This window comes from Kribbella sp. NPDC059898 (genome assembly GCF_042730855.1).
Classification (GTDB): Bacteria; Actinomycetota; Actinomycetes; order Propionibacteriales; family Kribbellaceae; genus Kribbella.
On sequence record NZ_JBHWKR010000003.1, the window covers coordinates 191,407 to 203,701 of the forward strand.

Annotated in this window: 11 protein-coding genes; 6 read left to right on the plus strand and 5 right to left on the minus strand. The window is 70.2% G+C overall.

Annotated features, from left to right (window positions below):
* Positions 1-106: 106 nt before the first annotated feature.
* From ACFV9C_RS11035 to ACFV9C_RS11045, 3 genes are read left to right on the plus strand one after another with little or no spacing between them, the layout of a single operon-like run.
* Positions 107-1,378 carry a sensor histidine kinase gene (locus ACFV9C_RS11035; protein ID WP_380192621.1) on the plus strand — a complete coding sequence of 424 codons (1,272 nt, stop codon included), beginning with the start codon at positions 107-109 and terminating at the stop codon, positions 1,376-1,378.
* The gene (locus ACFV9C_RS11040; protein ID WP_380192622.1) at positions 1,360-2,013 is read left to right on the plus strand and encodes a LuxR C-terminal-related transcriptional regulator; all 654 of its coding nucleotides are present in this window, start codon (positions 1,360-1,362) and stop codon (positions 2,011-2,013) included. Before ACFV9C_RS11035 ends, ACFV9C_RS11040 begins: the two co-directional genes overlap by 19 nt.
* Before the next feature lie 2 nt (positions 2,014-2,015).
* Positions 2,016-2,417: a CoA-binding protein gene (locus ACFV9C_RS11045; RefSeq protein WP_380192624.1), complete on the plus strand. Its 402-nt coding sequence runs from the start codon at positions 2,016-2,018 to the stop codon at positions 2,415-2,417.
* A gap of 3 nt (positions 2,418-2,420) precedes the next feature.
* Here the strand turns inward: ACFV9C_RS11045 and ACFV9C_RS11050 are convergent, their stop codons facing one another.
* From ACFV9C_RS11050 to ACFV9C_RS11065, 4 genes are read right to left on the minus strand one after another with little or no spacing between them, the layout of a single operon-like run.
* Entirely contained in the window at positions 2,421-2,669 is a 249-nt protein-coding gene (locus ACFV9C_RS11050; protein WP_380192626.1) for a DUF2630 family protein, read from the minus strand.
* Positions 2,666-3,433, minus strand: a complete 768-nt coding sequence (locus ACFV9C_RS11055) for an ABC transporter permease (RefSeq protein WP_380192628.1) — start codon at positions 3,431-3,433, stop codon at positions 2,666-2,668. Before ACFV9C_RS11055 ends, ACFV9C_RS11050 begins: the two co-directional genes overlap by 4 nt.
* Positions 3,434-5,134 carry an AMP-binding protein gene (locus tag ACFV9C_RS11060; RefSeq protein ID WP_380192630.1) on the minus strand — a complete coding sequence of 567 codons (1,701 nt, stop codon included), beginning with the start codon at positions 5,132-5,134 and terminating at the stop codon, positions 3,434-3,436.
* 10 nt (positions 5,135-5,144) lie between these two features.
* A complete protein-coding gene (locus ACFV9C_RS11065) occupies positions 5,145-6,191 on the minus strand; it encodes an SLC13 family permease (protein ID WP_380192632.1) in 1,047 nt (348 codons plus the stop codon).
* A gap of 40 nt (positions 6,192-6,231) precedes the next feature.
* Between ACFV9C_RS11065 and ACFV9C_RS11070 the strand changes: the two genes are divergently transcribed.
* A complete protein-coding gene (locus ACFV9C_RS11070) occupies positions 6,232-8,937 on the plus strand; it encodes a GNAT family N-acetyltransferase (protein WP_380192634.1) in 2,706 nt (901 codons plus the stop codon).
* Here ACFV9C_RS11070 and ACFV9C_RS11075 read toward each other — a convergent pair.
* A complete protein-coding gene (locus ACFV9C_RS11075; RefSeq protein WP_380192636.1) occupies positions 8,930-9,442 on the minus strand; it encodes a DUF2087 domain-containing protein in 513 nt (170 codons plus the stop codon). The genes ACFV9C_RS11070 and ACFV9C_RS11075 overlap by 8 nt on opposite strands.
* Before the next feature lie 46 nt (positions 9,443-9,488).
* On the opposite strand from ACFV9C_RS11075, the gene ACFV9C_RS11080 reads away from it, so the two are divergent.
* Positions 9,489-10,535 carry a P1 family peptidase gene (locus ACFV9C_RS11080; RefSeq protein WP_380192637.1) on the plus strand — a complete coding sequence of 349 codons (1,047 nt, stop codon included), beginning with the start codon at positions 9,489-9,491 and terminating at the stop codon, positions 10,533-10,535.
* A gap of 96 nt (positions 10,536-10,631) precedes the next feature.
* Positions 10,632-12,266 (plus strand): ATP-binding cassette domain-containing protein, encoded by a 1,635-nt coding sequence (locus ACFV9C_RS11085; protein ID WP_380192638.1) that lies wholly within the window; start codon positions 10,632-10,634, stop codon positions 12,264-12,266.
* Positions 12,267-12,295 lie beyond the last annotated feature (29 nt).

The window sequence follows — 12,295 nt, forward strand, 5'->3', positions numbered from 1 at the left end:
GCCAAGCCAACCGCCGTACGGCGCCGAGCACGCTGGCCTGCGGGCGAGACCTGGAGTAGCGCATGCGCTACCGCTGTACCGGCCGCCGTCCACCTAGGGTTGGTCTGTGCAGAAGACGGTGTGGGGAGCGCTCGCGTCGCCGCGCTACCTGATCTCGTCGTGGCCGTGGCGGTCGTACGCGTACCTGTTGAGCTCTGTGCCGATGGGCGTGCTGTCGATCGGCGTCCTGGTCGGCATCGCCGGCCTCAGTGCGCTCCTCAGCCCGATCCTGGTCGGGGTGCTGATGCTGGCGGCGTTCCCGCTGCTCGGAGCGGCGATCGGGTACGTCGAACGCCGCCGGGCCGGGCTGATGCTCGTCGACGGGATCCCGAGCCCGCACGCCGTACTGCCCTCGGGGGTGTCGCTGAAGGCGCGCCTGAGGTACCGGCGCCGGGAGCAGGCGTCGATGCGCGCGCTCGGGTACGGCTTCGTACTCGGCGTGTTCGTGTGGCCGCTGAGCGCGGTGATCGGCGGCCTCTCCGCGGTCGTCCTCGGGATCACCATCGCGACCCCGTTCCTCGCGGGCGACGGCGAGGACGTGCAGATGTGGTCGTGGAAGCTCGACACGTTCTGGGAAGGACTCCTGTTCACGGTCCTATTCGGGCCGGTGTTCTACGCCGTCAGCTCGTACCTGCTGGGCCTGCTCGCCGGCGCGGAGGCGTCGCTGGCGAAGGCGATGCTCGGGCCGCGGCAGGAGGAGCTGCAGCGGAACCTCGCCGAACTGCGGCGGTCCCGGCTGGACCTGGTGGACGCGTTCGAGACCGAGCGCGCGCGGATCGAGCGGCACCTGCACGACGGCGTACAGCAGCGGCTGGTCGGGCTGACGATGACGCTCGGGCTGGCCGAACTGGACCTGCCCGAGGGGGAGGGGCGGCGGCTGGTGGTGAAGGCGCACGCCGAGGCGGAGGCGGCGCTGGCGGATCTGCGGGCCGCGGTCCGGGGGATCCATCCGCGGGTGCTGGTCGATCACGGTCTGCAGGCGGCCGCCCGCGAGGTGGCCGACCGGATGCCGCTGCCGGTGACGCTGAACATCACGCTCCCGGACCGGCTGCCGGCGCCGATCGAGGCCGCGGCGTACTTCGTGATCAGCGAGGCACTCGCGAACGTCGCCAAGCACGCCCAGGCGACCACCTGCGAGGTGTCGGGCTGGGTGGACCGCGGGCGGCTCGTGATCACCGTGCAGGACGACGGGGTCGGCGGCGCGCAACTCGGCGCCGGGACCGGGCTGACGGGCCTGGTGACCAGACTCGACGCGCTGGGCGGCACACTCGACGTCGACAGCCCACCCGGTGGGCCGACCCGACTGAGGATGGAGTGCCCGTGCCGACTCGGCGACTGACGATCGTGCTGGCGGAGGATTCGCTGCTGTTGCGGGAGGGGCTGGCAAGCATTCTCGATCGCGCCGGGCACGACGTCCGGGACACCGTCGGCGACGCGGACACCCTGCTCGCGGTGGTCCGGAAGGATCCGCCGGACGTGGTCATCACCGACGTACGGATGCCGCCCGGGCACAGCGACGAGGGGCTGCGCGCGGCCGCGGCGATCCGGGCCGAGCTGCCCGCGATCGGGATCCTGGTGCTGTCGCAGTACGTCGCCGACGCGTACCTGTCGTCGTTGCTGGAGACAACGAGCGGCGGGATCGGGTACCTGCTGAAGGACCGGGTCGGGCACGTCGCGGAGTTCCTGGAGTCGCTGGACCGGGTCGCCGGCGGAGGTACCGTGGTGGACCCGGAGGTGGTGCGCCAACTGCTCGCCCGGCGGCGGAACGACGGGCCGCTGGCGGCGCTCACTCCGCGGGAGCTGGAGGTGCTCGCGTTGATGGCCGAGGGCCGGGTGAACGCGTCGATCGCGGAGCAGTTGGTGGTCAGCGAGGCCGCGGTCCGCAAGCACGTCGGCAACATCTTCGCGAAACTGCAGCTGGAGGACGGGCTGGACCGGCGCGTCTCCGCGGTACTGACTTATCTGAGGGGCTGACGATGGACGAGGCGATCCGCAAGATCCTGGCCGAGTGCGACACCTGGGCCGTGGTCGGCCTGTCGAACAACACGAGTCGCGCGGCGTACGGCGTGGCCCGCTTCCTGCAGGACCACGGGAAGCGGATCGTCCCGGTGCACCCGTCCGCGGAGACGGTCCACGGCGAGCAGGGGTACGCGACGCTGGCCGAGATCCCGTTCCCGGTCGACTGCGTGGACGTCTTCGTCCGCTCCGAACTGGCCGGCGACATCGCCGACCAGGCGGTGGAAGTCAACGCGAAGGCGGTCTGGTTCCAGCTCGACGTGGTGGACCACGCCGCGTACGCGCGGACGACGGCGGCAGGGCTCACGATGGTGATGGACCACTGCCCGGCGATCGAATGGCGCCGCCTCGGTCCTAGTTGAGCCCTAGTTGAGGTAGCCCTCGACGGTGTCGGTGGAGCGGGCCTGGGCGTCGTCGGGGTTGTCGCCGAACTCGCGCTTGGCGCGGCGCTGGCGGAGCAGGTCCCAGCACTGGTCGAGCTCGACCTCGAGGGCCTTGAGGCGGGACTGCTCGTCGGTGTTGTCGATCTGGCCGGCGGCGTGCTTGGTACGGAGCTCGTGCTCCTCGGCCACCAACTCGTCGATGCGGCTGAAGATGCCCTTGTCGTCACTCATGGGGTAACCGTACGCCCGTCCGGAAGCTGCGCGCGGGAGAGCAACTCGGTCAGCGCCAGGATCGCGATCGCCTCCGCCGTGACCAGTCCGATCAGTACGACGAGCTGCAGCGCGGCGGCCTCGACGGGCGACGCCCCGCCGAGCAGCATGCCGACGTACGCGCCGGGAAGTGCAACCAGCCCGACCGTCCGGGTCTGGTCGAGCGCCGGGAGGAGGGCGTCACCCGCGACTGGGCCGACGACGAGCTTGAACGCGTCCGGCTGCAGGAGCCCGATCGACAGCCCGGCCTCGAACTCGCCGTACCGGGTGCTGTACTCGCTCAGCACGCGCCGCCCGGCCAGCGTGGTCGCGGTCATGGTCCCGCCGACGATGATGCCGCCCATCGGCAGGATGCTCGCCGGATTGCGCGGCACCACGCCCGGCAGGATGAGCAGCAGCAGTACGGCGAACGCGCCCGAGCCGATCGCCGCCGCGCAGTACATCCACTGCCGCGGGATCACCGCGGTGCTGCGCAACCGCCGCGTACTCGTCACGGTCGCGACCCCGAACATCAGCAGCACGAACGCGATCGCCCCGAGCGTGTGCTGCAGCGCGACCCCGATCACCAGGCCGATCGCCGCCAGCTGCAGGACGGCGCGCAGCGCGGCCGTGACGATGCCCTTGTCGTGGCGCAGCCCGGCGTACCGGGACGCGACGACGCCGATCGCGATCAGTAACGGCAGGACGACGAGCGCCGACCAGCCCAGGCCGGTGTGGAAGGACACTTACTTGAAGTCGGCCTCGTCGTAGGTCTGCCCGGCGTTCCCGCTCTCGACCTTGGCGGCCTCGTCGGCGCGGAGCTCGACGCGGCGGATCTTGCCGGAGATCGTCTTGGGCAGGTCCGCGAACTCGAGCCGCCGGATCCGCTTGTACGGCGCCAGGTGCTCGCGGCAGAAGGCCAGGATCTCCCCGGCCAGCTCCCGCGACGGCTCGTGCCCGGCCGCGAGGACGACGTACGCCTTGGGTACGGCGAGCCGCACCGGGTCCGGCGACGGTACGACGGCGGCCTCCGCGACGGCCGGGTGCTCGATCAGCACCGACTCCAGCTCGAACGGCGAGATCCGGTAGTCGCTGGCCTTGAACACGTCGTCCGAGCGCCCGACGTACGTGATGTACCCGTCCGCGTCCCGGCTCGCGACGTCGCCGGTGTGGTAGTACCCGTTCCGCATCACCTCGGCGGTCAGCTCATCGGCGTCGCGGTACCCGCGCATCAGCGGGACCGGCGCGGGCGCCAGCTCGATGCAGATCTCGCCGTCCGCGCCGATCTCGTCGGTGGACGGGTCGATCAGCGCGATCGTGTACCCGGGCAGCGGGCGGCCCATCGAGCCGAGCTTCACCGGCTGGCCCGGCGGGTTCCCGATCTGCGCGGTCGTCTCGGTCTGCCCGTACCCGTCCCGGATCGTGATGTCCCAGGCGTTCCGGACCTGCTCGATCACCTCGGGGTTCAGCGGCTCGCCGGCCGAGATGCACTCGCGGATCTTCACGTCGACTGCTGACAGGTCGGCCTGGATCAGCATCCGCCAGACCGTTGGCGGCGCACAGAACGTGGTCACGCCGTACGTCGCCAGCACGTCGAGCATCCTGGACGCGTCGAAGCGCGTGTAGTTGTAGAGGAACACGGTCGCGCCCGCGTTCCACGGGGCGAACACGTTGCTCCACGAGTGCTTCGCCCAGCCGGGGGAGGAGACGTTCAGGTGGACGTCGCCGGGCTGCAGGCCGATCCAGTACATCGTCGACAGGTGCCCGAGCGGGTAGCTGACCTGCGTGTGCTCGACCAGCTTCGGCTGGCTCGTCGTACCGGAGGTGAAGTACAGCAGCAGCGAGTCGTCGGCGGCGGTGTCGACGTCGGGGACCGGGCCGTCGTAGTTCTCGGAGTCGGGGTAGTGCATCCAGCCGTCGGCCGGTTCGCCAACCGCGACGCGGATGCAGTGGTCCGCGATCCCGGCGTACCGGGACGCGTCGGCGCCGCTGGTGACGACGGCCCGCACATTGCCGCGGGAGATCCGGTCCGCCAGGTCGGCGTCGGTCAGCAGTGTGGTCGCGGGGATCATCACCGCGCCGGCCCGGATGCAGCCGAGCATGGTCTCCCACAGCTCGACCTGGTTGCCGAGGACGATCAGCACCCGGTCGCCCGGCGTCAGCCCCGCCGCGGTCAGCCAGCCGGCCACCTTGCGGGACCGCTCGGCCATCTCGGCGTACGTCCGCGAGGTGACCTCGCCGTCCTCCTCGACGATCGTCAGCGCGGCGACCTCCGGCTGCTCGACCGCGAGCGCGTCGAACCAGTCCCGCGCCCAGTTGAACCGCTCGAACCGCGGCCAGCCGAACTCCCGGTACGCCGTCTCGTAGTCGTCCCGATGCGCCACCAGGAAGTCCCGCGCCGCCCGGAACTCCCGGGTCACCTCCGAAGTGCTCTGCTCCGTCGCCATGCAGCGCACATTACCTATTCAGCGCGAGTACGGCGCCTGCCACAACGAGTGGCGTGAGAATCAGCCCGCGCCACAGGAACGACCACCACGAGATGGAGACGCCGGCCGCGTCGCACCGGGCCCTCCACAGCAGTGTGGCGAGCGAGCCCCAGAGGGTCAGCAGGCAGCCGCAGTTCACGCCGATCAGGAGCGCCATCATGCGGTACGGGCTGTCCGACGCGACCGGTTCCATCGCCAGGTACGCCGGGAGGTTGTCGAAGAGGTTCGCGCCGACCGCGGCCGTCGCACTCAGCCGCAGCTCGGACGTGGTCCCGGCTACGCGCCGTAGTACGTCCTCGAGGCCGTGCGAGCTGAGGAAACCGACGACGGTGAACAGCACCACGACCGTCACGACCAGCTTGACCGGGAGCAGGGACCACCTCAGCGCGCTCCGGCGACGTACGGCGAACAGGCCGGCCAGGATGAGCGCCCCGATGGTGGCCGGGTAAGCCACCTGCACCCCTGAGACGAAGGCCGGTCCGAGCAGCACGCACACCGCGGTGGCGCCCCAGAACAGCACCTTGTCCTCGACGTGTGGAGTCGCCGGTACGTCGTACTTCCGTGGCAGGTCGCGGTGGAACAGCGCCGCGAGTACCAGCACCGTGATCACGATCGAGGCGATCGCCGGGCGCCAGCTGACCGACAGGTAGCTCACGTTCAGCTCGCGGAACGGGTGCACCGCCAGCAGGTTCGTGAGGTTGGACACGGGCAGTAGCAGCGACGCCGTACCGGCCAGCCAGACCGTCGTGAACGCGAACAGCTTCGGCGGGATGTTCAGCTGGCGGGCCATCGAGAGCACCACGGGCGTCAGCAGGACCGCGCAGGTGTCCAGGGACAGCACGATCGTGAGGCCGGTGGCGAGCGCGACGACGAGCAGCCAGAGCCGCCACACCCGGCCGCGGGCCAGGTGTGCCGCCTCCCGCGCCGCGACGTCGAACACCTTCGCCTGGTCGGCGAGCTCGGCGATCACGGTCACGGCGATCAGGAACACCAGGACCGGCGCGATCCGCTCGACCAATTCCGCTCCTGGAGTGTGCCGGTTTGAGTACGCTGTCTGAGTGCCGGACCAGTATGACCACGAGCTCCCGGACGGCTATCCGGCGGAGTACGAGGCCGACGTCGTTCTGCGGGACGGCGCGACCGCGCACCTGCGGCCGATCACGCCGGCCGACGACGAGTTGCTGGTCGCGTTCTACGCCCGGGTGTCCGAGCAGTCGAAGTACTACCGCTTCTTCGCGCCGTACCCGGAACTGTCCGACCGGGACGTGGCGCGCTTCACACAGGTCGACTACCACCAGCGGCTCGCACTGATCGTCACGGTCGGTGACGAGATGATCGGCGTCGGGCGGTACGAGGGGACCGGTCGCAGTACGGCGGAGGTCGCGTTCCTGATCGAGGACGCGCACCAGGGCCGCGGGCTCGGGCAGCTGCTGCTCGAACACCTGGCGCAGGCCGCGCGGGAGAACGGCATCCACCGGTTCGTCGCCGAGGTGCTGCCGGACAACCGGAAGATGATCACGGTCTTCACCGAGGCCGGGTACAAGGTGGCCCGGGAGTTCGAGGACGGCGTGATCATGGTCGAGTTCGACATCGCGCCGACCGACACGTCGTTCGGCGTGATGCAGGCGCGGGAGCAGCGCTCCGAGGCGCTGTCGATCGCGCGGCTGCTGACGCCTTCGTCGGTCGCTGTGATCGGGGCGAGCCGGCGGGAGGGGACGATCGGCAACGCGCTGCTGCGGAACCTCCGCGACGGCGGGTTCCCCGGCCGGCTGTACGCCGTGAACACCGACACCAAGGCTGTTCCCGGTACCGAGATCGAGGGCGTCCCGGCGTACCCGACGATCCGGGAGGTCGAGGACACGGTCGATCTCGCGGTGGTCGCGGTGAAGGCCGAAATGGTCGCGGACGTGGTGCTGGACTGCGCCGCGAAGGGTGTCCGCGGGCTGGTCGTGGTGTCGAGCGGGTTCGCCGAGATCGGCGACGAAGGACGCCAGCGGCAGCGGTACCTGGTCGGGCTGGCCCGCTCGTACGGGATGCGGGTGATCGGGCCGAACGCGCTAGGGCTGATCAACACCGCCACCGGCGTCTCGCTGAACGCCACGCTGTCGCCGTTGATGCCGAGCAAGGGACGGGTCGCGTTCTTCTGCCAGTCGGGCGCGCTCGGCGTACCGATCCTGGCCGACATGGTCCGACGTGGCCTCGGCCTGTCGAGCTTCGTGTCCGCGGGCAACCGGGCCGATGTCTCGGGCAACGACCTGATGCAGTACTGGTACTCCGACGAGGCGACCGAGGTCGTGCTGCTGTACCTCGAGTCGCTCGGCAACCCGCGCAAATTCAGCCGGGTCTCCCGACGGCTGGCCGGCCGCAAGCCGGTGGTCGCGCTCAAATCCGGGCGTGCCACCCAGGGCGTGCCTGTCGGGCAGATGATCCGCCGCAGCCAGTTGCCGCCAGCAACCATCGAGGCGATGTTCCGGCAGAGCGGGCTGATCGGCGTGGACACCACCGGCGAACTGTTCGACGTCGCCCAGCTGCTCGCGCACCAGCCGCTGCCGAAGGGCCGCCGGGTCGCGATCGTGTCGAACTCGGACGCACTGACCTTGCTCGCGCTGGACACGATGGCGAGCTGTGGGCTGGAGGTGGCGGGGGAGCCGCGGAACCTCCGCGCCGACGCGACTCCGTCGGACTTCGGTTTGGCGTTGTCCGAAGTCTTCTCCGACGACAAGGTGCACTCGGTGGTGGTGATCTACACGCCGCCGGTGCAGTCCAGCGGCGGCGAGCTCGCCCAGGTACTCGCGGCCGCGGCCGCCGACTCGGACAAGCCCGTCGTGTCGACGTTCCTCGCGTCCCGGAGCGTGCCCGAGGAACTGCGGGTGCCGGACGAGGACGGCGGAGCGGCGCGCGGCTCGATCCCGTCGTTCCTGAACCCGCAGTACGCCGTGGGCGCGCTGGCGAAGGCGACGCAGTACGCCGAGTGGCGCCGCCGGTCGGACAGCCGGATCCCGGACCTGCCGGACGTCGACACCGCCGGCGGCGAGGACTTCGTCGCGGAGTACCTGCGGCGGTATCCGTCCGGCCGTGACCTCGACGAGGCGGACCGGCAGCGGCTGCTGAGCTTCTACGGGATCACAGTGCTGCCGGCGTTTCCGGTGCTGAGCGGCGACGAGGCGGTGGCGCGGGCCGCGGACCTCGGGTTCGAGGTGATCCTGAAGGCGACCGCGGAGCAGTGGCGGATGCGGCCGGACCTGGCCGACATCTGGCGGCACATCCACGACGAGGACGACATGCGCGCGGCCTGGGCCGAGATGACCCGCACGTTCGGGGTGGCGGCGGATCCCGGGCGGGCGCAGTTCGTCGTACAGAAGATGGCGCCGCCCGGGGTGCCGGTGGTGATCTCGACGATCGAGGACGTGTCGTTCGGGCCGGTGGTGACGTTCGGGCTGTCCGGGGTCGCGACGGACCTGCTCGGCGACCGCTCGTACCGGATGCCGCCGCTGACCACGCGCGACGCCGCGGAGATGGTCCGCGAGGTGAAGGCGGCGCCCCTGCTCTACGGCTACCGCGGTTCCGACCCAGTGGACATCTCCACGATCGAGGACCTGCTGCACCGTGTCTCCCGGCTGACCCTGGACCTCGAGGAGGTGGTCCGCCTGGACCTCCGCTCGGTCCTCGTCTCCGCCGAGGGCGCGACGGTGCTGGACACCCGAATCCGCATCGCCCCGAACGAGAAGCCGCGCCAGGACACCCCGGCCCGCAGGCTTACGTAGTACGGGTGTAGATGCTGTTCGTCCGGTCCAGCAGACGGGCGTCGACCAGCCCTCGGCGAAGGGCGGCGTGGTCCGGGTGCCACCGGTTCAGGAGCTCGTTGACCTCGGACTCGGGATACCGACCACCGACCTCGAAGGTCTGCACGAGGTACTCGAGGACCACCTGATACTTGTCCGGGTACGTCGGGAAATGCGTCAGCCGCCCGTCCCGGATGAACGAGTGCAGGATGGTGTCCCGCGCCGGATCAGGATCCAGCGGCACCCGCTCCGGCCGGTTCTCCCGTACGGCGTCCTTGAACACGCCGGCGTCCGCCGTGAACCCGTCGCGGGTCGCCGTGATCAGCCCGCCCTTCGTCAGCCGCTGCAGCGCCTTCACCACGACCGGAGCGTCCAGCCCGGTACTCCCGGCCACCTGCTCCGGGGTGGCGGCGCCGAGGACGATCGCGGAGTACGTCCGCAACCTCGACGGCTCGGCGAGCAGACCACACAACTGATCGGCGTTCATACCGTTCACGCTATGCAGCGCCGCAACCGGATTTAGGATCGTCCGTATGCAACCTGGCCCGCACAACGCGATCACCGACGTCCCCGGAATCCACGTAGGCCAGGTCGAACGCCTCGACCCGCCGTACCTGACCGGCACGACCGTCGTCCACGTCCCCGGCACGGCGGTCGCGGCGGTCGACGTCCGCGGCGGCGCACCCGGGACCCGCGAGACCGACCTGCTCTCGCCGGTGAACTCGAACGGTGGCGTGAACGCGATCGTGCTGACCGGCGGCAGCGCGTTCGGCCTCGACACGGCCGGCAGCGTGATGCGCTGGCTGGAGGAGCGCGGCGAGGGTGTCCGCGTCGGCCAGGGGGAGTACGACGTGGTGCCGATCGTGCCGACCGCGGTGATCTTCGACCTGGCCCGCGGCGGCGACTTCAAGGCCCGCCCGGAGCCGTCCTGGGGTGCCGACGCGATCGCCGCCGCGTCCGGCGGACCGGTTGCCCTCGGCAACCACGGCGCCGGTGCGGGCGCCCGGGCGCGTTCGCTCAAGGGCGGCGTCGGCTCGGCCAGCGTGCGGTTCGACGACGGTACGACGGTCGGCGCGCTGGTGATCGTGAACGCGGCCGGCTCCACGATCGGCGCCGACGGCACCCTGTACGGCGCCCGGCTCGGTCTCGGCGACGAGTTCGCGCACCTGCGGACCCCGACCGAGGAGCCGCCGGCCGCCGCACCCGGGCGGAACCTGATCCCCGGCCCGTCGATGAACACGGTGATCGCGGTCGTCGCCACCGACGTACCGCTGGACAAGGCCGCGACCAAGCGGATGGCGATGATCGCGCACGACGGGCTGGCGCGGGCGATCGACCCGATCCACACGCTCGTCGACGGCGACAGCATCTTCGCGCTCTCCACCGCGACGGACGGCCCCCGGCTGAGCGTCACCGACCCGACCGCGCTCGGCCAGCTGGAGACCGTGTACGCCGCGGGTGCCCGGACACTGACCCGGGCGATCGTGCACGCGATGCTGAACGCGGAGTCCGTGCCGACCCCGGACGGCGGCATCCCGAGCTACCGCGACGCCTTCCCTTCGGCGTTCAGTACGACCTGAGTCGTACGCCGGATGGCCGAAAGGCGTCCTCATGCGATCCGAAGACCGGTCTGTGGTCCGACGTTCGCGGGCGGAGATCGCGAAAGGCTCTGCGGTATGAACTTCCAGAGTCCCCAGGTTGTGCTCAGCGGTCACGGCCTCGTCAAGAACTACGGCACTGTCGTCGGCCTGGCCGGTGTGGACGTCGCGGTCCGCTCCGGCGAGGCGCTCGCGGTCATGGGTCCCAGCGGCAACGGCAAGACGACCCTGCTCCATGTCCTCGCGGGCATCCTCACGCCGGACCAGGGCGAGGTGTGGCTGGGCGGCGAACGGGTCGACCAGCTGAACGACAACGGCGCCTTCGCCGGCCACCGTACGACGGTGATCGACCTTGTGGTGCTGAAGCCGAGCGAGTCCGCACCGCCCGGTCTTGACCACGCACCGAAGCCCGGCGAGGTCTACGTGTCGCCGGAGGTCGCCAAGCACTTCAGCCAGAAACCGACCGGCATCATCAGTAGTAAGGGCCTGTCGTCGCCTGAGGAGTACGTGATCATCCGTGGCGTCAAGACGATCTCTGCGGACGAACACCCGCAGTACCTGAGCACTTGGAACGACAGCAACGTCTGGGACAGCCGCATGCTCGGCCTGCTGATCGCGGTCGCGTTCGGTATCACGCTGGTGCTGTTCCCGATCCTCAGCCTGGTCGGACAAGCAGCAGGTGTCGCGGCTAAGCGCCGTGAGCACCGGCTGGCCGCGTTGCGTCTTGCAGGAGCCACGCGTTCGCAGGTGCTCTGGCTGAGCTCAGTGGAGCAGGCCGTGCTCGGTTTTGCGGGCGCGGTGGTCGGGCTGGTCGGTTACACCGCGTTGAGCCCGTTGATCGCACAGATCCCGCTCGGCGGCGGTCGGTGGTACCTCAGCGACATCACCGTGCAGTGGTGGACAGTCCTGGTCGTACTGGTCGCAGTACCGATCCTGTCCGTGACCAGCGCGCTCATCGGCCTCGGCCGTGTCAGCATCACGCCCCTGGGCGTCGTACGCGGTCAGACGCGCAAGGGTGTCACCGCGCTCCGTGCTGGTCTGCTGGTGATCGGCCCGGCAATTCTTGGGTACTACGGGTTGCGTGGAGCGTTCCTGCCGGTGCTGATCGGTGTGGGCTTCGCAGCCCTTGCTGTACGGGTGATTGGGCCGTGGGCGGTGCAGCTGGTGGGCAAGGCGATGGCCAACAGCGCCAACAAGCCTGTGACGCTGCTGGCCGGCCGGCGGCTGGTGGATGACCCGAAGGGCGCCTTCCGGCCTGTCGCTGCGCTGGTGCTGTCAGGGTTCGTGACCGGTTTCATCTCGGTGTTCATGCCGTCCGGTAACGACAACGCGAGCTTCCAGGACATGCGGATCGGCGTCGCATTGCTGCTCTCACTGGTGTTCCTCACCGTGGCCGCGTCCACGGCCGCCGGTGCGGTCGGTACGGCGCTCGACCAGGCGGCACCGGCGCGGGCCTTGCGGCGGTCCGGCGTACCGCTGCAGGTAATCGAACGAGCCGCGCGACTCGCTGCCGTCGTACCTGTGCTGGGTGTAGGCCTTCCTGTGGTCGGTTTCGGTGCGTTCTGCGGGCTGGTACTCAGCGGCGGCAAGGTGATCACGCAGGGGAGTTCGGGGCTGTTCCTGCTGCTCGGGCAGGTGGTCGTGGGGCTCGTGCTGGTCGCGGTCGCGGGGGCCGCCGGTGCGCCGGTGTTACGGAAGGCGAGCGCGAACTGATCGCGGTTGTCCACAAGGGTCGAACGCTC

Bases quoted from the DNA above. Each gene is read 5' to 3' on its own strand.
- ACFV9C_RS11045 (WP_380192624.1), top strand. From the start codon at position 2,016: ATGGACGAGGCGATCCGCAAGATCCTGGCCGAGTGCGACACCTGGGCC.
- ACFV9C_RS11050 (WP_380192626.1), bottom strand. From the start codon at position 2,669: ATGAGTGACGACAAGGGCATCTTCAGCCGCATCGACGAGTTGGTGGCC.
- ACFV9C_RS11060 (WP_380192630.1), bottom strand. From the start codon at position 5,134: ATGGCGACGGAGCAGAGCACTTCGGAGGTGACCCGGGAGTTCCGGGCG.
- ACFV9C_RS11075 (WP_380192636.1), bottom strand. From the start codon at position 9,442: ATGAACGCCGATCAGTTGTGTGGTCTGCTCGCCGAGCCGTCGAGGTTG.
- ACFV9C_RS11080 (WP_380192637.1), top strand. From the start codon at position 9,489: ATGCAACCTGGCCCGCACAACGCGATCACCGACGTCCCCGGAATCCAC.
- ACFV9C_RS11085 (WP_380192638.1), top strand. From the start codon at position 10,632: ATGAACTTCCAGAGTCCCCAGGTTGTGCTCAGCGGTCACGGCCTCGTC.